The following is a 23,472-nucleotide window of genomic DNA, read 5'->3' as shown; positions in this document are numbered from 1 at the left end:
TGTATTCCTCCTTACGGCATCCGAATGAGCATCATCCGGGCCGTCATGACCTTCTCGTCATTCTGGTTATGATATGTCGTTTCAAGCGTGTAAAATGCCATGCCGTTCCGCTTGGTTTTTACGTCTGTTACCGCGGTTTCCGCCCGGACCGTGTCCCCTGCCAGAATCGGCGCGAAATACTCGTAGCTTTGTTCCCCGTGCAGCAGCTTTTTTCCGTCGATGCCGAGCTGTTCCATTAAGTCTTCAAAGCTGGGGCCGGCCCACATATCCAGCACCTCAATAAAGGTCGGCGGGACAGGAATGCCTGTGAAGCCTTCCGCTTTCGCCGCCGCTTCATCCGTGTAGATCGGGTTTTCATCCCCGATGGCAAGGACAAGCTCGCGGATTTTCCCCCGCTCAATTGTGCCGCTGTGCGGCGTAAATGTATAGCCTACTTTATCCTGAGGATTAGACAAACAAATTCTCCTTTCTTGCTTCAGGCAGATCGATTATGCCAGAATTTCTTCAATTTGCTGTACATCTTCCGCCGTTAATTCAATATCCACAGCCTTTACGTTTTCTTCCACCTGTTCCGGGCGGCTCGCCCCAATAATGGCGCTGGATACGTTCGGCTGGCGGAGAACCCAGGCCAGGGCCAGGGCAGCCAGCGTGCACTCTTTGCGCTCAGCCACTTCTTTCAGCTTCTCTACTTTATCAAGATTTTCATCGGTTAACAAACGCTGGATGATTTTGCTTGTATCGTCAACCGTAGCGCGGCTGCCTTCCGGATACTTTTCACCCTTCTTGTACTTGCCTGTAAGCACGCCCTGCGCCAGCGGCGACCATACAACCTGTCCGACCCCTTCTCTTTCACAGAGCGGAAGGACATCCTTTTCAATATACCTCTCCAGCATGCTGTACTGCGGCTGATTGGAGATAATGCGGTCCAGGTTTTTTACATCTGCAATGTGAAGGGCATCGTTAATTTGGACGGCTGTCCATTCGGAAACGCCTGCATACAGGATTTTGCCCTGGGTAATCAAATCATCAATGGCACGGAGCGTCTCCTCGAGCGGTGTCGTTTCGTCAAAGCGGTGGCACTGCCACAAATCGACATACTCGACATTCAAACGCTTTAACGAAGCGTGGACCTGCTCGAAAATATGCTTGCGGGACAGACCTCGGTCGTTCGGCCCTTCCCCCATCGGCCAGAACCCTTTCGTCGCAAGGACAAACGATTCACGCGGGTATTTTTGCAGCGCCCGGCCGACTACAACTTCCGCCTCGCCCTTCCGGTAAATGTTGGCCGTATCAAAGAAGTTAATACCCAGCTCATATGCCTTATCGATGCATGTCGTTGCTGTCTCGTCAGCTACGGTTCCACCGTACGTTAACCAGCTGCCCAGGCCGATTTCACTAATTTTCAAACCCGATTTGCCAAGCCGTCTATATTTCATTAAAAAAGCCTCCTTTGCTGTTATGAATGGTCACTCTCCTAATTAAGTTAAAGATGGCAAGGAGAAAATCCTGCCGAGTGCGAGCAATAAATGTGTTTTATTCCGTCGCCATAAGCTCGGCCAGTGCTTTCTCAACCGTATCATATTCGAAGCGAAAACCCGCCTCCATCAATTTTCGCGGTTCTACGTGCTGCCCTTTGAGCACCAGGTCGGCCATTTCTCCAAGGAGCAGTTTCATGGCGAATTCCGGGACAGGAAGCCAGTGGGGGCGGTGCGCCGCCCGGGCAAGCACCCTTCCAAAATCATCGTTTGTCACCGGGTGGGGAGCGGTTGCATTAATGGGCCCTGCTATGCTCTCCCTCTCAATACAAAAGTTAAGCAGGCGAACATAGTCCGCAATATGTATCCATGACAACCACTGGCTCCCGCTTCCGATTTTCCCTCCGGCAAACAGCCGGTAGGGAAAGGCCATTTTAGGAAAGGCTCCTCCATCCTTTCCGAGGACAACACCGGTACGGATTTTTACGATGCGGGGAGCCGGAATATGGTCTGCTTCCTCCTCCCACTTCTTCGTAACCTGGGCGAGGAAATCACTGCCATACGCTCGGCTGCTCTCGTCGAATTTCTGCACCGTGGAGTGCCCGTAAATGCCGATAGCCGAACCGTTTAGGATAACCCGCGGCCCGGATGTGAGCTTTCCCACCATCTGGGCGATGCTGCGGGTAGATTCGATTCTTGACAGAAGGATTCTTTCCTTCTGCTCATTTGTCCATTTGCCGCTGTTGATTGATTCTCCCGCCATATTTACGAGCGCATCCAGATGTTCTAAGGGAGATGGGTTCCGTTTAAGGTCATCCCAGCTAAAGCAGCGGACGCCGGGAAATTTCCCCTGTACCCGTCCGTCACATTTGCGGGTGATGACAATCACTTCACGTTTTTTTTCCATCCAATCCCGTATGAGGTATGTACCGATAAAGCCCGTGCCTCCTGCAATCGCAATTCTCACATACTTCCCTCCCCCAAAAATTCTGATACCCTTTGTTAAGGATCTCCAAATGCTTGACTATATGAATTTTATCATGCAGGCAAGGAGATCGGTATGCTTACTCATATTGTTAGACCGGCTGAATCATTTCTGTATCCGAGATAAACCAAATACTTCTCCAATCATAACACCAGTAAACGCACCCATAAATGATGTCCCTATATTCACAACTTTATATATCATTTTTTCTTTATATCCTTTTCGTTCCAAATAAAATGAGGATACTACTAAAATGATGGATAATGGCACTAGAATACTAAAGAAAAACATCTTCGACATTCTTGATGGTCCTCCAAATTCCGCTTAAGTTATTTTCATTAAATAATCCCACACCATCACGCAAAACGGGTCGAACGGCGAACCCTGCGATTACAAAAGGAGTTATTGGTAATGCAGAACTATATCTCCATTTTGCCTAATAATTAAGCTTTTCCCTCGCATAAAATAAAAAACCAGGCATTTTTGCATGCCTGGTTTTTATGCCTCATACACAATGAGGACAGAATACTTATTTTCCACTGTGCTGCTTAATTGGACTGTTTTATCATTCGTGCCTAATTTCTCACAGTACTCAACAATCGGCTTATCAGCTATCCTTTGCAGGAACTCTTTGACTTGCTCCTTTATTACCTGAACATCGCGGCCGGTAATAATTTCTGCTTTATAGTTCAACGGTATCGCCTCCCTGCTTACTTTTTCGACAGGGAGTTTGTATTTCCTTCGACAATTTTTGACGAATTAACGACAAAACTTTACTGCCACCAGTTGTCATACGGGGTCACTGCGAAGTTGCGCTTGTGGCGTGTAGCCAGGAAACGCTGTTCCAGCTTTTCCGCGGCTCCGGGGTCAATCTCTTTTCCTTCAAGATAATCGTCGATTTGCTCGTACGTAATGCCAAGAGCGTTCTCATCCGGATTCAGCGGCTTATTGTCCTCCAAATCCGCGGTCGGCACTTTCGTATACAGCCGCTCGTCCGCACCCATCTGCTTGAGTACCGCTCTGCCCTGGCGCTTGTTCAGCCCTTCCAGCGGCGCTACGTCGCAGGCTCCATCCCCGTATTTTGTAAAAAAGCCGGTAATAGCTTCTGCGGCATGGTCGGTCCCAATCACGAGCAGGTTGTAATGCGCCCCGATGTCGTACTGAACCTTCATTCGTTCCCTTGCCTTCGTATTCCCTTTGGCAAAGTCGGACAGCGGCTCGCCGATCGCCTCCTGGAACGCCTGTATCGAAGCATCGACCGCTCCTTTAATGTTCACGGTAACTGCCTTATCTGCCTGGATGAAATCGAGCGATCGCTGTGCGTCAGCTTCATCCGCCTGGACACCGTACGGCAGGCGTACGGCAACGAACCTATACTCTTTGCCGGTTTCCGTTCTTAATTCTTCCACGGCCCGCTGCGCCAGGCGTCCGGACAGAGTGGAGTCCTGCCCGCCGGAAATGCCGAGCACATAGCCATTCATTCCCGAATTAACAAGGTATTGTTTGAGAAAGTCAATTCTGCGCCGTTCCTCTTCCGCGGGTGCGATTTCAGGTTTGACATGCAATTGTTCAATAATTTGCTGCTGCAATGGACGAGTCATACTAATTGATCGCTTCCTTTCTCTATGTGTCTTGCTGTGATCAGTATAATCACAACACTGCCGAAGACGCAAGTTACAGGAATCTGCCGCTTCTATTCCTTACCCAGCTTTTCCGCATTTGACAAGCCCAATGTTTCAGGGAGCAGGCAATAAGGGAAGGGTACTATGAGCGAGGTGAAGCGATATGGACAACAAACGAAAACAGGAAGTTTCTCAACTAAAAGACGCGCTGGATGCATGGTGTGGACAAACCCTGCTAATTACGAAAGAAGAGGATGGGGATACAGATTCAACCATCCTGCAGCTGGATGAAGTTGTTGTAAAAGAACGGGAAGAGACTGTAGATGACTACATTCCGTCCCGCTCCCTCCTGCTGAAGGGAAATGGAAGCGTCCGCAGCGAAACGGCTGTGGCAGCGCCTCTCCCCTACGAAAGCTATGAGATTCCCATTGAAGAGATTTATGAAAGTGAACTGGGGGCTGCAGACGTGCAAATTGTAACGGATCGCGCCCGTTACCGTATCGTTCGTAACGCTGTTTGACACTCCTATCACCAAAAAAAGCTCATCCGTTGTCTAAAGCGGATGAGCTTTTTTTCTGAATGTGCGGCTCGTTTTGCCTTTTCTTCAACTCTTATCCGAATAAAAAAAGTGGTTCGCTTTTACCGTTTCACCCAGTTGGATGATCCCGTAAGAAAACTTCGGCTGGCGGCGCTTATCCGTGGGCGAACCCGGATTGAACAGAAGCACTCCGTCCTGCATGCGGGAGAGCGGAATATGGGAGTGGCCGAACACAATGACATCCACACCTTCCCCCTTAAACGCCTCCCATGCCCTTCGTTCCGTCGTCTTGCTTCGGCCGTCACCGTGAACCATTCCGATTTGGTATCCGGCAAGGGTAAGCAATTTCTTGCGGCCAAACCGCCTGACAATCTCTTCTCCGTCGTTATTTCCTGCAATCCCATCCACCGGGGCGATTTTCTCCAGCTCCTGCACGATATCCAGCGTTACCCAGTCGCCCGCGTGGAGAATAAGGTCAACTCCTTGCAATCCTTCTACAAGGGCTGCAGGCAGCTTCTTGGCCCGTGAAGGGACGTGCGTATCGGCTATAACACCAATTCTCATATCGATGCACCCGCCCGGCTTTACGAGAGAGTGAGGACTTCATGCCTGCCGGCCAGTTCGATGAAGTAGTTCATAGCGGAAATTTCACCGGCCAGCAGCTTATCCTGTACCCCATAATAATCCACACACGTCTTACACGCCAGCACGGGAACCCCCCGCTCCGCAAGCTCTTTCAGGTGAACACAGACAAGCGATTGATCCGTCAGGGCAAGCACGCCGCGGTTCATGCAAAAGATGGCGGCCGGCTTCTGTTCATTTTGCTTTAACAGGGTAAAAAACGTTTCCAGTACATTCTCACCAAGTTCAGCATCCCCCTTGCCCAATTGGTCCGAAGCAAGTAAAATCACTTTGTTTTCCATACGATTTCTCCTTTTAACATCAAGTTTTATCCATCAATTACACGGAGCTATACTGAAGAGCTTCCTCCTGATTGGTAGTATACTTCTTCATACGGCTGCACGACAACAAATCCCGTGCCTTCGAAACGCAGTTGGATCGATTCGCCGCTGCCTCTGCCGATAAAAGTACGCAGCGAAATATCGGTTTGGAATTCCGGCTGCAGCGTCCCTGACCAGGCAACCGTGGCATTCGGATCCGTAATGACCGGACTGCCGGGGGACACGCGCAGAGTCATCGGCTCATAGTGCGACGTGATGGCAATCATGCCGCTGCCCGATATCTTCACATTGAACAATCCGCCAGCCATCATGCCTGTGATTCGTTTCATTAACTTAATGTCCCACTTCATCCCTTCCTCAAAAGCGAGCAGATCATTTCCGTTCACATAAATCGATTCATTATCGAGCCGCAAAATCGTAATTCTTTTCCCTTGATCCGCCAGGTAAAGCCGCCCCCGGCCTTCCGCCTTTGTTAAGCTTGCTCCTTCCCCTGACACTGCTTTCTTCAGCATTCTTCCGATGCCGTGTTCGAGTATTCCTTCCCGGGAAAATTTAATCTGTCCCTGGTAGGCCACCATAGAACCGAGCTTCGTCCAAACCCGCCCCTCCAGATTCACTTCCAGCATGTGAGGGCCCTCCATTTCGAATAAGCCCTCCCCCCTGTTCTTCTGCTCCGTTTCATTCAAAAATTGTTCAATTGAATACCGGTTCATGCTCGCATCGTTCCTCTCCATTATTAATTTTCTATTCTCTACGAAATCATATGCTGTAACGTTCCAACTCTTTCTCCCGGAATATGATAGGATAGAAGGTAGCGACTTTTAATAGAAATGCAGGGATCATATGAAGAAGTATTCGAAAACTCTCCATACCATTCTAAAGCGGGGCGGGGTCCTGTCCAGCCATCTGCCGAACTACCAGCCCCGGATGGCACAGTTTAAAATGACCAACCTGGTCCTCGAATGCCTCAACCAGGGGCAGCATGGACTGATCGAGGCAGGTACAGGAACCGGAAAATCGTTCGGATATACGCTGCCGGCCGCCCTCTGGGCCCTTAGAAACGAGAAGAGGGTTATCATTTCGACCAACACGATCACCCTGCAGCAGCAGCTCCTTGAGAAGGAGCTCCCAATGGTAAAAACAGTCCTCGAACAAGTGGCGCCCGATCTGGCGGAAGACTTCCGTTACGAGCTCGCCAAAGGCAGGGGCAACTATATTTGCAAGCGAAGATTTCAGGAGCTGATCGATGCAACACTTAAGGAGGAAAAGAAGGAGGCGGCACAACTCGAACGCTTAAAACAGAAGCTTCCTTCCCTGAGGAAAGGCGATCGTGACGAAATTCCTTTTCCGCTCTCCCCCGCTGTTTTCTCCGCGATTCAGGGGGACGGCGAGGATTGCATGGGTAAAAACAGCCCCTTCCATAAAGAATGCTTCATCCAGAATGCGCGCAAAAAGCTGCAGGATGCGCAGGTCATTATCGTCAACCACGCCCTGTTCTTCACCGATCTTATTTTACGCAATCAGGGGGCCAGCATTCTCCCTGCCTATGATGCAGTCATCATGGATGAGGCACACCGTGTGGAGGACCAGGTAACAAAGCAGTATACGTACCATGTAAGCATCGATGAAATCGACAAGCTGTTCCAGCGTTTTCTAAGAAGGCGCGCCCACTGGGCGAAGCAAATCGATGACCCGCAGCTCCACCAGCAAATTGAAGGCATTCGGGTCCGGATAACGATTCGGCTGGCTGAGCTGTTTGCGCCCCTTTCACGCGCGCTGGCCGAGCGCCCGCAGAATGAATACTTGCTGAAGAAAAGCGTGACGGATACAGATGAATATAAAATCTACTTTAAAGAGTGGAAGCAGGCATTCATAGATAAAAGAAAGCAGCTTGAACTGCAGGAGGGCGAGAGCGAGACGGTCATCGGCATGGGCCGCTACATTACGCAAATCGAACAAATGGACGCCATGCTCTCCCATGTGCTGTTGAATCAATCGCCGGAAGAATGGGCAACGTGGGCGGCGTATGAAGAAACGAAGGAGGCAGGCACCGTACGCGATGACCTGGCATGGGCTTCCCTGCTGCACCTGTATTCGGCGCCGATTGATGTAAGCGATTTGCTGCGGCGGGATCTATTCAGCGATAAAACCGTCATTATGACGTCCGCTACCCTGACAACGCAGGGAGACTTTTCCTTTGTAGCCGGGCGTATGGGAATCGATGACTATGAATCAATGGAGACGCCCAGCCCTTTTTCTTATGAAGAGCAGGCTGTTCTGCTCGTTCCGGATGACGTGCCCGCCCCGACCGAGCAGAATTTCGAAGCTTTTCTTACAGCAGCGATGAAGGAAATTGTGGCGGCGACACGCGGCCGTACATTTCTCCTGTTTACTTCGTATACGCAGATGAACCGCGTTTATGAGGAAATGCAGCCCTGGCTGGACAAACACGGGCTGACGGGTATCCTGCACAGCCCGGATGTGTCCCGCGAACAAATGCTGCAGCAGTTCCGCAGCGACACAAACGGAGTTCTGTTCGGCTGCGAATCATTCTGGGAAGGCGTAGATGTTCCGGGAGAGGACCTGATTTGCGTGGTTATCGCTAAGCTGCCGTTTCCTGTACCAAGCGATCCGCTAACCCGGGCAAGGACCGAACGGCTTGAAAAGCTTAACCGGAACAGCTTTGCTGAATACATGCTTCCCTTCTCCATCCTCCGGCTAAAACAGGGATTCGGCAGGCTCATCCGAACACGCAGCGACCGGGGGATGGTCATTATTCTTGATTCGCGCATTCATAAGAAACGATATGGAAACCAAATTCTAGCCAGCCTTCCCCCCGCCCCTCTGGAAACAGATTTGAATGCCGTCCGCCGCTTTTTTGGTAGATAAGAAAGTATAACTTTCTTATCTACATAAGGGCAACTAAGGCGATCGCCAGCGCCTGCGGCTTGGCGCTAGCCAAGTTTTCTTTACAAGGTAAACCCGCTCCTTCGCTGCGCGTGTTCCTCCTTTCCCCTCCTATGCATACAATGCAATTAGGATAGTGCAAGAGTCGCATGCCTGGCATTGATAGGAGGGGACATCATGTGGGTGGTGGAGAATTTCCGTCCCTTTCATCCGGTTTACGGACGGGGAAAACGATACAAAACAGGAACAAAATTCATCTGGGAAGTAGCGAACGTGCTTCCAGGCGGTAAAATTTTATTTCGCTTTACAACGATTGACGGCGCAAGCCAGTGCCTTGTTACGATGAGGGAGCTGGATTGTTTTGTCGAAGTGTCGGATGAAGTGCTCCGCAGGCTGATGGAAGAATACAAAAAAATGCAGGACAAACGGAAAGACAAAAAGGATAATACTGAATAGCAGCGCGCAGGACGCCGTCTCTAAGGCATGCAGCGCTTTTCCATACAAATAAAAAATAAACAAATAAAAAAACAAGCCAGTGCACGCCGGCTTGTTTTTTTATTTGTTTCGCTTCTATTCGATTGTTCTAAGGTTAGTAAGGCAGCCGCTGCAAATGTTGCGTCCTTTATAACTTGTAATATTGTCAGCTGAATCACAGAAGATGCAGGCAGGAGCATAACGCTTTAAAATAATTTTCTCATCATCAACGAAGATTTCCAAGCCGTCTTTTTCCGCAATGCCTAAGTTGCGTCTTAGCTCAATAGGAATAACTACCCTTCCCAGTTCATCTACCTTACGAACAACTCCGGTTGCTTTCATTGCCATATTCCAATACCTCCAATTGATTTCTATGTCTATGTAGGAAAACTTCTTACTATAAATTTTATCAAGTCTACATGAATTTAACAGTGCAAATATTGCATGTAATTGGAAATTGTCCCTTTTACTTGTATTCTCCCCATAAGAACCAGGTCCCGGTAGGATTGCCACTTTTCGCACATTGATTCGTCCGGGAAAACATGAGACGATGAATGGGATAAAATAATGAGCTCTACATAGGGTCAGAAACCGCATGTTATTTCCGAATGATATACTTGTCCTTCTATTTACAAGCAGTTGAATTATTCTATTAACTTCTTAGGTGGTGACTATACGATGCTAAAAAAACTACGCGAAATAATGAGTACTTCCCCAAGAAAAGAAAAAGACTGGGTCGTTGTGTTTTTTGATCGAAACGATTTTCGCCTGCAGGCCATGAAAAAGCGCCTGGAAGAGCGTGGAATCTCTGTTTCTCTCGATAAGAGTGCAGCGATTTATGTTCATGAGAACGAGCTTGACGAGGCAAAACAAATCGTTGCCGAATGGGTGAACTAAGCAGCAGCCTTCCTCCATTATACACAATCCTGCCGCTGTACGAATAGGAAAATTTTGTATAAAACTATATTTTCTTCTGGCCTCACGAAAAGGCGCCGGTTCACCCACAATGAACCGGCGCCTTTTATTTTCTAGAAGGGTTTTGTTATCATCATAAAAGCAATACACCCCATGATGAAAATGGAGAAAAGCCCCACACATAGATTCTGGAAACGCAGCGATTTCAGTTCTTTCTCCGCATGCAGCTTTTTGCTTTCCGCTACTTCTGTCAATCCTCTCATTAAGAAACGCTTCAGCATATAGAAAACAAACATATAAAGAAGCATGGAGACAAGCATCCACATCTGCATTAAATATTGAAACGAGGTGACGAAGAAAAAGCCAAGCCCCGTAGCCCACAGGACAATATCCGCATAGCGGTCCGTCTTCCGGTAGATGCCGAGAAAACGCTTCGTCTGTTCTACACTTTTCAAGCCGGGGATGAGGAACAGGACAGCAAGTTTTGCTGCGACGGCAAGCAAGTGGAATGTAAGTACAAAGTAAAACAATTGCCTTCCCCCCTTTCTTCTCCCTTATCTTACTATGCAAATGGGACAGCGACCATACTTAATTGCTAGAAGCAGGCGCATTGCCCACCCTAAACCTAATCTTACCAGAAAATTTTCCAGATCACTGGAACAAAAACGCCTTCACCATGCGTCAAATAATGCGGGCGAAGCGTTTTCAGCCAGATTGTAACCAAGGAAAGGGAGAGGGCAGTATCATGAAAGTAACAAAAAAGAAAAAACGCGTTTCACTTATTGCGCTGGGGCTGGCGAGCACCCTGCTTCTTACAAGCGCATTGTTAAATCAAAACGAACCAGCGCAGGCACAGAGCAGCAGCACACCCACTGCAGCTGCAGACGACGGCAAGATTACCATGGCTTTCACAGGCGATATGCAGTTTACCGGGACGGTAGCTACACAAATTAACAAAAACGGGATTGCGTACCCATTTGCTAAAGTAAAGCCTGTGCTGGAAAAAGCAGATATCGCCATGGGGAACCTGGAAACTACCCTTACAACAGGCGGAACTGCACAATCAAAGCAGTATACGTTCCGTTCCAGCCCGGCGATGGCAAAATCAATGGCTAATGCCGGCTATGATATCGTGGGACTGGCGAACAATCATTCGCTTGATTTCGGTACAGCCTCGCTCCTCGATACAATGAAATACTTATCGGCCCAGCATGTTACATACGCCGGCGGCGGAAAAAATGCAGCCGAGGCAACCGCCATCCGCTATATTAAGAAGAACGGCCAAACGGTCGCATTCCTCAATTACAGCCGGGTTCTCCCCAGCTCCTCCTGGTTTGCGACAAGCAGCAAACCGGGCCTGGCAAGCGCGTACGATACGAAGCTCATGTACAGTAAGGTCAAAGAAGCCCGCAAAAAGGCGGACATTGTTGTTGTTTTCATTCACTGGGGCAAGGAAAGAATGACCAAACCAGAGGCTTACCAAACATCGATGGGCCATACATTGATTGATTTGGGCGCAGACGTTGTTGTCGGCCACCACCCTCACATCATGCAGCCTGTGGAATGGTATAAGGGAAAGCTAATCGCTTATTCGCTTGGCAACTTCGTCTTTACGAAGAACGGAACAGACCGTTCAAATCAAACCGCCATCTTGCAAGTAACCGTACAAAACAAAAAAATCGGGGCTTCTCTCGTGCCTGCCCGCATCTTAAACGGGCAGCCACTCCTGATGCCGGAAAAAGAAAAAGCGGAATTTCTTCGCTTCATGGATACTTTATCGCTGAAAGCAAAGGTTACCAGTTCAGGTTCGATTCTTCCATAGTCTGCGACAGGACCTCCTTTATCGTTTTAAGAAAGGCCTGTCCGGCCTGCGAGCGATACCGTCCCCTCCGGTAGGCCATGACAAGCGTGCGGAACGGCCGGGGATTTCGCAGGGAAAGGTAAGCGGGCGACAGGCCGGCTTTCTGGTGCCGTGTCATCATCGATGGCACATAGGCAATCCCCATTCCGGCAGCAACCAGCGACTTGACCGTTTCAATGTTGCTGCTTTCAAATACAACACGTGGTGTGAATCCGGCTTCCTCACACCACTTTGCGGCCAGGGTGCGAAAGCCCTGGCCTTTTTTCAACATAATAAAGGCTTCATTCTTCAGTTCTTTTACGGCAACTTCCTTTTCCCCGCTTAACGGGTGATCGGGCGGGACAGCGAGAAAAATTTCCTCCTGCCAAATCTCCTCCCATTCAAGATGCGGGTCCTGAACCGGCAGGGTGAGGAGGCTCATCTCGGTTGTACCGCGCGCCGTCAGCTGCTCCAGTGTCCGCGTCGCTTCCTCAATGAGCTTCACTTCGACACCAGGGTAGTTTTTCTTAAAAATCGGCAGGACAAGCGGCAGGATGTGTGTGCCGGTAATCGGCAGGCTGCCGACTGTAAGTGTTCCCCTCTTCAGCTCGGCTACATCCTCCATCTCTTTTTTCAGCTGTTCCACCTGGTCCAGGATTTTCACGGCTGATTCAAAAAAACGCTCACCCGCATAGGTTAGCTTCAGTGTATTCGTTGATCGTTCAAACAATATAATCCCCAGCTCTCTTTCCAGCTTCGCGATTTGCTGGCTTAGCGAAGGCTGTGCCAGGTGAAGCTTCTCGGCCGCTTTTGAAAAACTCTGTTCCTCAGCTATCCTCACCGCATACAGCAATTGGCGCAGTTCCATATCCATTCCTCCCAGCTTCATTATAGGTGATTCCTATACCTTTTATAAATATTATATCTTTGTACATTTACGTTTTCTATGTTAAAACATATATAAAGATTCTAAAAATGATAATTATTCATAAAGCAAAAGGGGAGAATTGCATGAAAGCACGGACGATGTTTGAAAAAATTTGGGATAACCACGTGGTTTATGCAGAAGAAAACAAACCAAGCCTTCTATATATTGATCTGCACCTCGTTCATGAAGTTACATCACCGCAGGCGTTCGAAGGGCTTCGCCTGAGCGGCCGCCGGGTTCGAAGACCCGAATTAACATTTGCTACTGCGGACCACAATGTCCCGACAACTGATCGCTCCCTCCCTATCGAAGATCCGATTTCACGGCAGCAGATCGAAACACTAACAGAAAACTGCAGGGAATTCGGGATTACCCTTTACGATTTAAACAGCCCGGAACAGGGCGTTGTCCATGTAATGGGTCCTGAACTTGGCTTAACGCATCCTGGGAAAACGATCGTTTGCGGCGACAGCCACACGTCAACACATGGGGCATTCGGCGCTCTAGCATTCGGAATCGGCACAAGTGAAGTCGAACACGTTCTTGCTGCCCAGTGTTTACAGCAGAAAAAAGCAAAAACAATGGAAGTTCATGTGGACGGCCCTCTGCCGCTCGGCGTTACCGCAAAGGACCTTATCCTTGCCATTATCGCGAAATGGGGCACTGATTTTGCGACCGGATATGTTATTGAATATACAGGAGAAGCCATTCGCGCCCTCTCCATGGAAGAACGCATGACCGTTTGTAACATGTCGATTGAGGCCGGTGCGAGAGCTGGACTCATTGCACCGGATGAGACAACCTTTGCCTACCTTGAAGGCCGCCGGTTTGCACCTAAAGGGGAAGAGTGGGAAAAAGCAGTGGAAGCATGGAGAGCGCTCTCTACGGATGAAGGCGCCCAGTACGACAAACGCGTTGTCATCGAGGCTGCTTCCATTGAACCACAGGTTACATGGGGAACGAGCCCTGGCATGGGAACCGGCATTAGCGGCATTGTCCCTGCCGTAGAAGATTTCACATCCGTAAACGATCAGAAAGCAGCACAGAATGCCCTCGCCTACATGGGGCTCGAGCCGCACACACCCATTTCTGAAATCGCCATTGATAAAGTGTTTATCGGTTCATGCACGAATGGGCGGATTGAAGATTTGCGGGCGGTAGCAAAAATTGCGAACGGCTATAAAGTTGCTCCGACGGTAAGCGCTATTGTTGTTCCAGGCTCCGGGATGGTAAAGGAGCAGGCGGAGCAAGAAGGGCTTCACCACATCTTCATCGAGGCCGGTTTTGAATGGCGCGAGCCGGGCTGCAGCATGTGCCTCGCTATGAACCCGGATGTTCTTTCACCAGGTGAACGCTGTGCATCCACTTCCAACCGGAATTTTGAGGGACGCCAGGGACGCGGTGGACGGACGCACCTTGTCAGCCCTGAGATGGCTACGGCGGCGGCGATTGCCGGCCATTTCACTGACGTTCGCACCTGGGAAGTAAAAGAGACGGAGGGAAAAACATATGGAACCGTTTAAGAAAGTTACAAGTATAGCAGCACCGCTCGATCGCGTAAACGTTGATACCGATGCTATCATTCCGAAACAGTTTTTAAAGCGGATTGAACGGAGCGGCTTCGGCGAGTTTCTCTTCTACGAATGGCGTTTTGACGAGCAGGGCAACACCAACCCTGATTTTGAATTAAACAAACCGCGTTATGCAGGGGCTAACATCCTGCTGGGACGCAATAACTTCGGGTGCGGTTCTTCCCGTGAGCACGCTCCGTGGGCGCTGCTCGATTACGGCTTCAAAGTTGTGATTGCCCCTTCTTTTGCCGATATCTTTTATAACAACTGTTTTAAAAACGGAATTCTCCCGATCGCTTTGCCGGAGGAAACCGTAGAGCAGCTGTTCCAAAACACTGCGGCTTACGAGGGCTACCAGCTTACCGTTGACCTTGAGAATAATACAATCAGTGATGAGCATGGATTGTCGGTTCCATTCGAAGTCGACAGCTACAGGCGCGAATGCCTCCTGGAAGGGCTTGATGATATCGCCATCACCCTCCTGCAGGACGAGAAAATCTCCGCTTATGAAGCAAACTATCCGAGCTACTACCAGGTTCAAGCATAGAAACGGCAAAAAACCCGGCAGCCTCATTCAATGAGCTGCCGGATTTTCTTTGCCCTATTTATTTTAATAGGTAGGATAGTTGTTGTAGCCCCCGTAATATGGATAAGTACCCGGATACGGCGGATATGCGGGGTAAGTCGGGTACGCCGGATAGGTCGGATAACTTGGGTAATATCCCCCTCCCCCATAATTTCCGAAAAGGAACGGTGTTAAGAAGAGAAAGGGCAGCAAACTTCCTACTCCGGAATGCCCAAACCCTCCGTGATGCCCATAGCTGCTGCCGTGTGCAGCCGGGCGGTGCAGGTGCTCTCCCCCATGTTCGTGTGCCATTGTTATCGCCTCGCATTCTGCTTGATTGTTCTTCACTACATAACATATGTTTTTCTGCGGGCGAATGCCCTTCCTCTGGGCAAAATTGGTTATTTGCCTATCCTTGCTGCTCTTTATCCAGCTCAGTGGCGAGCTTTTCAAATTCAACAAGCGAGTGCTCAAACACATCGAGCGCTCTCGACACAACGCCCGGGTCACGCAGGTCTACTCCCGCTTTTGCCAGGACATCCAGCGGCGGCTTGGAGCCCCCCGCTTTTAGAAACGCCAAATACTGTTCTTGCTTGTTTTTCCCGCCCTTCAACAAGCCGTCGGCGAGAGCGGTTGCCGCAGAAAAACCGGTTGCGTATTGGTATACATAGAAATTTTTATAGAAATGGGGAATGCGGGCCCAGTCGATGCCTACTACCGGATCCATCGCCATATCCGCTCCATAATATTTGCGCGTGAGTTCAGAATACAGCCTGGATAAATCGTCCGCAGTCAGCGCCTCTCCTTTTTCAGCTTTCTCGTGAATTTTCGCTTCAAATTCAGCGAAGAGCGTCTGGACAAAAAGCGTGCCCTGGAACATATCAAGGTAACGGTTGAGAAGCGCGGCTTTCTCCCGCTTGTCTTTTGCCTGCTCAATCCACTGCCTGAGCAGAAGCGATTCATTTACAGTAGATGCGACTTCAGCGACGAAAATATCGTAGCCCGCATCAAGGTACGGCTGATTTTTGTCCGCGTAGTAAGAATGCATCGCATGGCCCATCTCATGTGCGAGGGTAAGCACGTCATCAAGTCTGTCCTGGTAGTTGAGCAGTACATACGGCGGATACCCGTATGCGCTCGTCTGGTAAGCACCCGCTGTTTTTCCCTTCCTGCTGTACACATCGATCCAGCGGTTCGAAAACCCTTCACCCAGCGTTTGCTGGTACTGCCCGCCCAGGGGACGCAGCCCTTCACGCACCATTTTTTTTGCGGTTTCGATGGAATACTGCTCGTTACCGCCTCTGACAAGCGGTACGTACAATCGTATTTATGCACTTCTTTTATCCCGAGCACCTTTTTACGGAGGTTCGTATACTTATGAAGCAACTCGATTCTTTTGTTTACTGTGGCGATTAAATCATCATATACTTTTTCAGGAATTTCAGCTGAATGAAGAGATGCGTAACGCGCTGACGGATAATTTCGCGCGCGAGCATACAAAATATTTTGCTTTACTTCTCCCTGCAGGAGTGAAGCGAATGTATTCCTGAACTGGTTATACGTGTTGCCCATTGCAAAAAACGCCTGCTTGCGGACCTGCCGGTTCTCGTCTTCCATGAGAGTCGTGTAGTTGGCCCGCGTAACCTGGATTTTCTTGCCCTGCGAATTTAAGATGTCTGGAAATGTCAAATCCGAGTCAACGAAATATTGATACGTTTGCGCAGGGACGGACGCCACATCCCCTGTCAGTGCAAGGATGCGCTCTTCACTGTTTGAAAGAACGTGTTTTTTCTCTTTTCTTATTTCCTGCAGATGGCGCCTGTATTTCAGCAGCCGCTTATCAGTTGCAAACATTCCTTCCAGCCGCTTGTCCTGGATCGCGATAATTTCCGGCGTAATATAAGCAGACGCAACCCCGAGCTTATGCGATACCTGCCTGACTTCATCAACCATTTTCTGGTATTCCGGGTTTGCCGTATTTGTATCAAACTGAAGGTGTGCATACAAATATGCCTTTTCCAGTGTTCTGGATATGTCTTCATTTTTCGCCAGCAATTCATACAAAGTTGCAGCTGACGAGCTGATCTTTCCTCTATAAGCCTCTACCCGGGGTATGGAGGCCCTAATTTTGTCTACGTCGTTTTTCCATGCAGTTCGTGAAGGATACAGCTTTGTTACATCCCACGTGTCTTGCTGCTCGTTCTTTTTGTCCAGAAGCGGACTTTGATCTGGTGCAGGCTGCGAAACAGAAGCCGTGCGGACAGGGATGGAAACCCCGCCCAGCACAGCAGCACAGATGGCTGCGGCCATCAAATAAACCCGGTATTGGCGCATGTAATGAGCGCTCCTTTCCCATTTGCTGCTTTTCTGTTCTAGTTTTTACCTATTTCAGCCAAAGTATGAGAAAAAGAGGAGGCTTTCGCCCCCTCTTTCCGCGTATTCTCTATTTAAAAACATTTTTCAATGAGCGCCATCCGAACGTACAGGCCGTTTTGTGCCTGCCTGAAATAAGCGGCACGCGGATCTTCATCCACCTGAACGGAGATTTCTCCTGCCCGCGGCAGTGGGTGTAGAATGATGCTCTTTTTTCTCATAACACCGAGCAGTTCGGCGTCAATGATATACTTGCCGGATGCCTTCTCGTACTCATCAAGCGACGTAAACCGCTCCTTCTGGATCCGCGTTTGGTAAATGACGTCCGCCGTGCTGGCCGCCCTTGTTAAATCATATTCTTCTTCGTATGTAATTCCTTTATCATCAAGATACTTCTTTACATAAGGCGGGATTTGAACGTTCTCAGGCGCCGTAAAAGAAATGTGGATGTTTTGGTAGTTAGCAAGCAGGTAAGACAGCGAATGAACGGTACGGCCGTTGGCAAGATCACCAACCATAACGACATGAAGATTATCAAGCCGTCCAATTTCCTTCTTAATGGTATATAAATCAAGCAGTGCCTGGGTTGGGTGCTCTCCCGCCCCGTCTCCCGCATTCAGAATGGGAACGGTCGCAACCGCTGCCGCCCTCTCTGCGGCACCAATCTCGGTATGGCGCATAACAATAATGTCACTGTAGCCGGAGACGACCCGAATCGTATCCTCAAGGGTTTCTCCTTTAATTGTCGAAGAGAACTGAGCCGCGTTCTCGGTTCCAATTACTTTGCCGCCCAGCCGTGACATAGCAGATTCAAAAGACAGCCTTGTCCGTGTACTCGGCTCAAAAAAAAGGGTAGTCATAACCTTGTTTTTATACCGGTCACTTCCCCCTTTTTCCACTATCCGCTCCATACTGCCGCTGATTTCGAAAATTTCATCAAGCGCACTCCGTGTAAATTGCTTCGCTCCCAAAACGTGGTACAACTGCACGTCCGATTCCTCCTTTGCCGGCTGCATAGGAACGCAGCCATCCTTATATACTATAGCACAAACGATATGAGGCTTGTACTGCTGAGACAAGCGTAGAAAAACCACTCTGAGGGCTCAGAGTGGTTTGTTTGCCATGGTAAGGTTCGATCCGGATTAACGTCTTTTTTCGCGCTTCCCGAGATCTCCCATCTTATCTTCACTTGTTTTCATCCATTTCTTCATCATGGATTCGAAGTCTTCTTTTCCACCGAAGTCACCGCGTCCGCCACGACGGTCATCACGTCCGCCGCGTCCGCCTCCTGGCCTGTTGTCATCACGCTTTTTGAAGGGGCGACGTTCCTCTTTCTTCTCCTCATTAATTCTCATCGTTAAGGAGATTTTGCCGTCGTCCTTAATCTCGAGGACTTTTACTGAAACTTTGTCGCCTACTTTGACAAATTGGTTAATATCTTCAACGTATGAAGAAGCGATCTGAGAAATGTGCACCAGCCCCTGCTTGTTCTCGCCGATATTAACAAAAGCGCCAAAAGATTGAACTCCTACCACGGTACCTTCTATAATATTGCCGACAGCGATGTTACTCAAAAAATGTTCCCCCTAAAAGAATTTACTATACATTTACTATACATGAAACAGATAAAATAATAAAGAACTTTGCACCGATTATGAATGTTAACCTATTATTCTTTATCATATTATTCCCTTTTCGATAAAAAGGTACACTTCTTTGCTTAGCCGGCTTCCTCTTCTTTTTCGGCCTCAACCCGTGCCTCCGTATGCAGCGATATCACTTCTTCCCCTGCGGCAAGATTGAGCATATTCCGGCCAATCGAACCCTGGTCGTTTGCGGAAAGCTGCGTTCTGTATGCCTCCCAATCGGGCGTCACCTGCCGGCCCTGGTTCGTCTGCGCAAGAAGCGTCTTCTGGAAGGTTTCTTCAAGGATGGCTGCAATGACCTCATGCGGCTGAACCTTGCGGCGCCGAATAATTAAAATTCCCTTGCCGCCTCTTCCCTGGTTAGTAAACTGGCTTACAGCCGTACGTTTTACGATCCCTTCGCGGGTGAGAACCTGAAGTATTCTTTCATCGTACGGGTGCAGAACAAAAGAAGATACGATATGCTCGCCCTCGTCCGTTTTCATTCCCCGGACCCCTGCCGTATTGCGCCCGGTCAGCGGCACTTCTTCCGCCGGGAAACGAATGGCGAGCCCCGATGAGGAGACAAGGAAGAAGTCGTCTTTGTCCCCGGAAATGTGGACATTTACAATTTCGTCGTCTTCCTTTACTTTGGCTGCAACAATCCCCCGCTTTTTCTGGTTCGTGCTGTATTCCTCGATTTTCGTGCGTTTTATCATTCCATTCTTCGTAATAAAAACAAAGGAAGATTCTTTCATTTCCTCCAATGACTCAACAGGGAATGCCTGGACGATTTTTTGCTCTTTCGCAAGCGCCACAACATTGACGAGGCTTGTTCCGATGTCCTTCCACCTGCCGTCGGGTATCTCATGCACCGGAAGCTGATAGAAGTTGCCGTCGTTCGTAAACAGCAGCAACTGGCGGATCGTATCGGTCCGGAAGAAACTGCGCACCCTGTCTCCCTCTTTAATCCCGCACGTTTCAATCGATGCGCCTGAACTATTAAAGGAGCGCAGGGAAGTGCGCTTTATATACTGGTCTTCTGTAATCGTAAGGATAACCTCTTCAAACGGAACCGTTATCGAAATATCTACCTCAATCGTTTCGATCTCATCCTGGAGCAGTGTTTTCCTGTCACTGCCGAATTTGTCCCGAATCTCGGTTAATTCTTTTTCCAGCACTTTATTGAGCTTTTTCTCACTCTGCAGTATCCCCTGCAGGGTGGAGATTTTTTTCTCCAGCTCTTTTTGTTCTTTCTCATACTTCTTTATATCAAGCCTTGTCAGCTGATGGAGCCGTATATCAAGAATCGCTTCCGCCTGCTCGTACGTGAAGTCGTACTGTTCCATCAGGCGGGTGCGCGCGTCCTCTCTGCCGTCAGAGTCCATAATCGTATCAATAACCTGGCGTAAAATCGAGATGGCCTTAACAATTCCCTCAACAATATGCAGGCGCTTCTCCGCCTTATCCAGATCGTAGCGGGTACGCTGGGTGATAACTTCTTTCTGGTGGGCAATATAGGATGATAGAATCCTCTGCAGCCCAAGCTGCTGCGGGCGTGTGTCCGCAATGACGAGCATGTTGAAGTTGTAGGAAATTTGCAGATCGGTTTTCTTGAACAAATAGTTTAAAATGCCGTCGATATCTGCATCCTTGCGGACTTCCATTACAACGCGCAGCCCTTCACGATCCGTTTCATCGCGCACTTCAAGCAGACCGTCCACGTTCTTCTCAAGGATTTCTTCTTCAATCTGTGTCACAAGGGCTTTTTTCTTGACCGTATACGGAATTTCATTGACGACAATAAGATGCCGCCCCTGTTTTCCCTGCTCAATCATCGTTTTGGACCGGATCATAATCCGTCCGGCTCCTTTTTCGTACGCTTTACGGATTTCCGATTTACCTTGAATAATGCCGCCGCCGGGCAAATCCGGCCCCGGAATGTATTTCATCAATTCATCAAGTGAAAGATCAGGCTGATTTAGCATTGCGATCGTTCCGTCAATAACCTCGCGCAAGTTGTGCGTAGGAATTTCTGTCGCAAAGCCAATCGAGATTCCTGTAACCCCGTTTACAAGCAGATTCGGGAAGCGTGCCGGCAAGACAACGGGTTCCTTCGTCGTATTGTCATAATTGGAAATGAATTCAACGGTTTCTTTCTCAATGTCCCGCACCATTTCCATCGCAATCGGCATCAGCCTGGCTTCCGTATAGCGCATCGCTGCAGCGTTATCGCCGTCGACCGTGCCCCAGTGTCCGTGCCCGTCAATTAAAGGTTCCCGCATCTTGTGCGGCTGAACGAGGTTGACCATCGTTTCATAAATCGATGAATCGCCATGCGGGTGGTAGTTTCCCATTACATCGCCGACCGTCTTCGCCGATTTACGGTAGGAGCGGTCCGGCGTGTTTTTCTCCTTATACATGGAATATAAGACCCTGCGCTGTACGGGCTTAAGACCATCCCGCACATCCGGGATGGCCCTTGATAAAATAATGTAGCGTGCGTAATCGCTAAAACGAGAGCGATACACGTCCCGCACACTCATCTGCAAATAATCTTCATGAGGCAGTGACATCTACTCTCTATTCCTCCTCCATCACAAATTTTACATTGCTTTCGATCCATTCACGGCGGGGCGGCACTTTATCCCCCATTAAAATGGTTACAATACGTTCCGCTTCTGCCGCTTCTTCTAAATCAACCTGAATTAGCTTGCGCGTCCCCGGGTTCATGGTCGTATCCCACAGCTGTTCGGCGTTCATTTCTCCGAGCCCTTTATACCGCTGGATTTCCGCCTGTTTGCCGAACTTCTTCTGTGCCATGTCTTTTTCCTCTTCTGTCCACGCGTAAACAATATCCTGGCCCTTCTTGCCCGGTCTGTGTACCTTATAAAGCGGAGGCTGTGCGATGAACACCCTGCCGCGCTTAATCAATTCGGGAAAATAGCGATAGAAAAGCGTCAGCAGTAGAATTTGGATGTGCGCCCCATCATAATCTGCATCGGTCATAACAATAACTTTATGGAACGCGCATTGATTAGCATTGAAGTCATCTCCAATACCGGTGCCAAGCACCTCCACAATCGTGTTGATTTCTTCATTTCCATTCGGGCCGATAATTTCATAGATCTTTTTCTTCTCTACATTAATCGGTTTTCCCCGCAGGCTGAGCACAGCCTGAAAATTACGGTCCCGGCCGTTAATTGCAGAACCACCGGCGCTGTCACCCTCAACGATGAATAACTCGTTGCGATCTGCGTCTTTTTTGCTTGCCGGTGTATATTTATCGCTAATCGTGCGCTTTCCCTTCTTCTTGCCTTTCTTGTTCGGGTTGCGCAGCGCTTCTGCCGCCTTCTTAATCTCTTCCTTTATTCTGCGTGATTCAATCGCTCTCTCAATCATAAGCCTGGCGATATCCGGATTTTCCTCAAGGAAATAGCTCATCTTCTCGCTGACAATGGCCTCAACAGAGGATCGGGCTTCTTCGCTGCCAAGCTTGTCCTTCGTCTGGCTTTCAAACTGCGGATCATCCATGCGGATGCTAAGGACCGCCATGAGTCCCTCCCGATAATCATTTCCCGTCAAATTCTTGTCGTTCTTTTTCAGCATGCTGTTCCTGCGGGCATAGTCATTCAATGCCTTCGTAAATGCATTGCGGAAACCGGAGACGTGCGTTCCTTCGTCAATCGTCGGAATCGTATTCACATAAGACAGCAAATTTTCCGATGTATTATCGTTGTATTGGAAAGCGAGCTCAACTTCTACGCTGTCCTTCTCACCTTCAAAATAGAAGATGTCATGGAGCGTATTTTTGCCGTCATTTAAAAAGCCGACAAACGCCTTAATCCCCTGCTCATAATGGAAGCTTTCCTTCTCCGGGGCTCCGGGACGCATGTCATTAAGGTGAATGGTAACCCCTTTCAAAAGAAAGGCGTTATCGCGCAGGCGCTCCCGCAGTACTTCGTACTGGACATTTATATCGCCAAACACTCTGGCATCGGGCATGAAGGTTACTTTCGTGCCTGTCTTTCTCGTTGGGCCTGCGATTTCAAGTCCGGTAACCGGATGTCCCGCTTTAAATTGCGGCTGGCCATCCGGGCCGGTTTCTTCCACGTATTCAAAGCGCTGCCTATATATGTTTCCGTCGCGGTAGATTTCAACTTCCAGCCACTCGGAGAGCGCGTTGACAACGCTTGCTCCCACGCCATGCAGGCCGCCTGATTTCTTATATCCGTCCCCACCGCCGAACTTTCCCCCGGCATGCAGAACGGTAAACACAACCGTAGGTGTTGGAATTCCTTCATCTTTATTCATCCCGGTCGGAATTCCACGCCCGTTGTCTTCAATGCTGATGCTCCGATCAGGATGAATAGTAACTTTAATCGTATCGCAATATCCCGCAAGTACCTCATCTTTGGAGTTATCGATAATTTCCCAGATGAGATGGTGCAGCCCGCGGCTCCCGGTCGATCCGATATACATCCCCGGCCGAACCCTGACAGCCGTCAGTCCTTTTAATACGCGGATGTCATCGTCGCTATAAGCTACTGATAGATTTTGATGACTCAAAGCTTTCCCCCCTGTTTTCTCTCATAAACTGTACTGTTTTTTTCCATGAAAAGCAATATACAACCGGATCGCCGCACGGATTCCCTTTGTTTATTATACACTAAATGCAGAATATATGTTCGC

General features: G+C 49.1%; 24 protein-coding genes and 1 pseudogene. 7 read left to right on the top strand and 18 right to left on the bottom strand.

Annotated elements, in window-relative coordinates:
- Positions 1 to 11 precede the first annotated feature (11 nt).
- The 5 genes from MBEAL2_RS04160 to nadE all read right to left on the bottom strand — a co-directional run bounded on the left by MBEAL2_RS04160 (position 12) and on the right by nadE (position 4,049).
- Complete coding sequence (locus MBEAL2_RS04160) at positions 12 to 455, bottom strand: MaoC family dehydratase N-terminal domain-containing protein (protein ID WP_047151066.1); 444 nt, start codon at positions 453 to 455, stop codon at positions 12 to 14.
- A gap of 33 nt (positions 456 to 488) precedes the next feature.
- A complete protein-coding gene (locus MBEAL2_RS04155; RefSeq protein ID WP_047151065.1) occupies positions 489 to 1,436 on the bottom strand; it encodes an aldo/keto reductase family protein in 948 nt (315 codons plus the stop codon).
- 97 nt (positions 1,437 to 1,533) lie between these two features.
- Positions 1,534 to 2,442 (bottom strand): TIGR01777 family oxidoreductase, encoded by a 909-nt coding sequence (locus MBEAL2_RS04150; protein WP_047151064.1) that lies wholly within the window; start codon positions 2,440 to 2,442, stop codon positions 1,534 to 1,536.
- Positions 2,443 to 2,958: 516 nt separating this feature from the next.
- Positions 2,959 to 3,153 carry a hypothetical protein gene (locus MBEAL2_RS04140; RefSeq protein WP_047151062.1) on the bottom strand — a complete coding sequence of 65 codons (195 nt, stop codon included), beginning with the start codon at positions 3,151 to 3,153 and terminating at the stop codon, positions 2,959 to 2,961.
- 80 nt (positions 3,154 to 3,233) lie between these two features.
- Positions 3,234 to 4,049, bottom strand: a complete 816-nt coding sequence (gene nadE, locus MBEAL2_RS04135; RefSeq protein WP_047151197.1) for an NAD(+) synthase — start codon at positions 4,047 to 4,049, stop codon at positions 3,234 to 3,236.
- 196 nt (positions 4,050 to 4,245) lie between these two features.
- Between nadE and ymzB the strand changes: the two genes are divergently transcribed.
- Positions 4,246 to 4,602, top strand: a complete 357-nt coding sequence (ymzB, locus tag MBEAL2_RS04130; protein WP_047151061.1) for a protein YmzB — start codon at positions 4,246 to 4,248, stop codon at positions 4,600 to 4,602.
- 84 nt (positions 4,603 to 4,686) lie between these two features.
- Here ymzB and MBEAL2_RS04125 read toward each other — a convergent pair whose 3' ends face one another.
- Genes MBEAL2_RS04125 through MBEAL2_RS04115 form a run of 3 tightly spaced genes read right to left on the bottom strand, consistent with a single transcriptional unit; the run spans position 4,687 to position 6,295 of the window.
- Entirely contained in the window at positions 4,687 to 5,184 is a 498-nt protein-coding gene (locus MBEAL2_RS04125; RefSeq protein WP_047151060.1) for a metallophosphoesterase family protein, read from the bottom strand.
- A 20-nt stretch (positions 5,185 to 5,204) separates the two neighbouring features.
- Entirely contained in the window at positions 5,205 to 5,543 is a 339-nt protein-coding gene (locus MBEAL2_RS04120; protein WP_047151059.1) for a DsrE family protein, read from the bottom strand.
- A 47-nt stretch (positions 5,544 to 5,590) separates the two neighbouring features.
- Entirely contained in the window at positions 5,591 to 6,295 is a 705-nt protein-coding gene (locus MBEAL2_RS04115) for an AIM24 family protein (RefSeq protein WP_047151058.1), read from the bottom strand.
- Between the two features lie 130 nt (positions 6,296 to 6,425).
- On the opposite strand from MBEAL2_RS04115, the gene MBEAL2_RS04110 reads away from it, so the two are divergent.
- Positions 6,426 to 8,471 carry an ATP-dependent DNA helicase gene (locus MBEAL2_RS04110; RefSeq protein ID WP_047151057.1) on the top strand — a complete coding sequence of 682 codons (2,046 nt, stop codon included), beginning with the start codon at positions 6,426 to 6,428 and terminating at the stop codon, positions 8,469 to 8,471.
- A 195-nt stretch (positions 8,472 to 8,666) separates the two neighbouring features.
- Positions 8,667 to 8,945, top strand: coding sequence for a hypothetical protein (locus MBEAL2_RS04105; protein WP_047151056.1), 279 nt, complete (start codon positions 8,667 to 8,669; stop codon positions 8,943 to 8,945).
- Positions 8,946 to 9,059: 114 nt separating this feature from the next.
- Here the strand turns inward: MBEAL2_RS04105 and MBEAL2_RS04100 are convergent, their stop codons facing one another.
- Positions 9,060 to 9,311: an AbrB/MazE/SpoVT family DNA-binding domain-containing protein gene (locus MBEAL2_RS04100; RefSeq protein WP_152667690.1), complete on the bottom strand. Its 252-nt coding sequence runs from the start codon at positions 9,309 to 9,311 to the stop codon at positions 9,060 to 9,062.
- 330 nt (positions 9,312 to 9,641) lie between these two features.
- Between MBEAL2_RS04100 and MBEAL2_RS04095 the strand changes: the two genes are divergently transcribed.
- Positions 9,642 to 9,860 (top strand): hypothetical protein, encoded by a 219-nt coding sequence (locus tag MBEAL2_RS04095; RefSeq protein WP_047151055.1) that lies wholly within the window; start codon positions 9,642 to 9,644, stop codon positions 9,858 to 9,860.
- A gap of 131 nt (positions 9,861 to 9,991) precedes the next feature.
- On the opposite strand, the gene MBEAL2_RS04090 is transcribed toward MBEAL2_RS04095, so the two are convergent.
- Positions 9,992 to 10,408, bottom strand: a complete 417-nt coding sequence (locus MBEAL2_RS04090) for a DUF2269 family protein (RefSeq protein WP_047151054.1) — start codon at positions 10,406 to 10,408, stop codon at positions 9,992 to 9,994.
- Between the two features lie 215 nt (positions 10,409 to 10,623).
- Here MBEAL2_RS04090 and MBEAL2_RS04085 point away from each other — a divergent pair, with 215 nt between their 5' ends.
- Complete coding sequence (locus MBEAL2_RS04085; protein WP_052947448.1) at positions 10,624 to 11,700, top strand: CapA family protein; 1,077 nt, start codon at positions 10,624 to 10,626, stop codon at positions 11,698 to 11,700.
- On the opposite strand, the gene MBEAL2_RS04080 is transcribed toward MBEAL2_RS04085, so the two are convergent.
- Complete coding sequence (locus tag MBEAL2_RS04080; RefSeq protein WP_047151194.1) at positions 11,672 to 12,586, bottom strand: LysR family transcriptional regulator; 915 nt, start codon at positions 12,584 to 12,586, stop codon at positions 11,672 to 11,674. The two genes, MBEAL2_RS04085 and MBEAL2_RS04080, sit on opposite strands and share 29 nt — an antisense overlap.
- 143 nt (positions 12,587 to 12,729) lie before the next feature.
- On the opposite strand from MBEAL2_RS04080, the gene leuC reads away from it, so the two are divergent.
- Complete coding sequence (gene leuC, locus MBEAL2_RS04075) at positions 12,730 to 14,169, top strand: 3-isopropylmalate dehydratase large subunit (protein ID WP_047151053.1); 1,440 nt, start codon at positions 12,730 to 12,732, stop codon at positions 14,167 to 14,169.
- Positions 14,156 to 14,764, top strand: coding sequence for a 3-isopropylmalate dehydratase small subunit (gene leuD, locus MBEAL2_RS04070; protein ID WP_047151052.1), 609 nt, complete (start codon positions 14,156 to 14,158; stop codon positions 14,762 to 14,764). Before leuC ends, leuD begins: the two co-directional genes overlap by 14 nt.
- A 63-nt stretch (positions 14,765 to 14,827) precedes the next feature.
- Here leuD and MBEAL2_RS32200 read toward each other — a convergent pair whose 3' ends face one another.
- From MBEAL2_RS32200 to MBEAL2_RS04040, 7 genes and pseudogenes are all read right to left on the bottom strand, one after another.
- Positions 14,828 to 15,094 (bottom strand): hypothetical protein, encoded by a 267-nt coding sequence (locus MBEAL2_RS32200; protein ID WP_152667688.1) that lies wholly within the window; start codon positions 15,092 to 15,094, stop codon positions 14,828 to 14,830.
- Between the two features lie 97 nt (positions 15,095 to 15,191).
- Positions 15,192 to 16,043, bottom strand: coding sequence for a M3 family metallopeptidase (locus MBEAL2_RS28870; RefSeq protein WP_152667687.1), 852 nt, complete (start codon positions 16,041 to 16,043; stop codon positions 15,192 to 15,194).
- A 62-nt stretch (positions 16,044 to 16,105) separates the two neighbouring features.
- Positions 16,106 to 16,735, bottom strand: a pseudogene (locus MBEAL2_RS32630) (M3 family metallopeptidase); the annotation flags it as partial.
- 494 nt (positions 16,736 to 17,229) lie between these two features.
- Positions 17,230 to 18,171, bottom strand: a complete 942-nt coding sequence (gene pyrB, locus MBEAL2_RS04055) for an aspartate carbamoyltransferase (RefSeq protein WP_047151050.1) — start codon at positions 18,169 to 18,171, stop codon at positions 17,230 to 17,232.
- A gap of 126 nt (positions 18,172 to 18,297) precedes the next feature.
- Positions 18,298 to 18,729: a S1 RNA-binding domain-containing protein gene (locus MBEAL2_RS04050; RefSeq protein WP_047151049.1), complete on the bottom strand. Its 432-nt coding sequence runs from the start codon at positions 18,727 to 18,729 to the stop codon at positions 18,298 to 18,300.
- A gap of 146 nt (positions 18,730 to 18,875) precedes the next feature.
- Positions 18,876 to 21,356 carry a DNA topoisomerase IV subunit A gene (parC, locus tag MBEAL2_RS04045; RefSeq protein ID WP_047151048.1) on the bottom strand — a complete coding sequence of 827 codons (2,481 nt, stop codon included), beginning with the start codon at positions 21,354 to 21,356 and terminating at the stop codon, positions 18,876 to 18,878.
- A 7-nt stretch (positions 21,357 to 21,363) separates the two neighbouring features.
- Positions 21,364 to 23,349: a DNA gyrase/topoisomerase IV subunit B gene (locus tag MBEAL2_RS04040; RefSeq protein ID WP_047151047.1), complete on the bottom strand. Its 1,986-nt coding sequence runs from the start codon at positions 23,347 to 23,349 to the stop codon at positions 21,364 to 21,366.
- Positions 23,350 to 23,472: the final 123 nt, after the last annotated feature.

The organism is Aneurinibacillus tyrosinisolvens (assembly GCF_001015055.1).
Lineage (GTDB): Bacteria > Bacillota > Bacilli > Aneurinibacillales > Aneurinibacillaceae > Aneurinibacillus_A > Aneurinibacillus_A tyrosinisolvens.
Note: the sequence above shows the minus strand (reverse complement) of the source record. Positions and strands in the feature narration are given on the sequence as shown.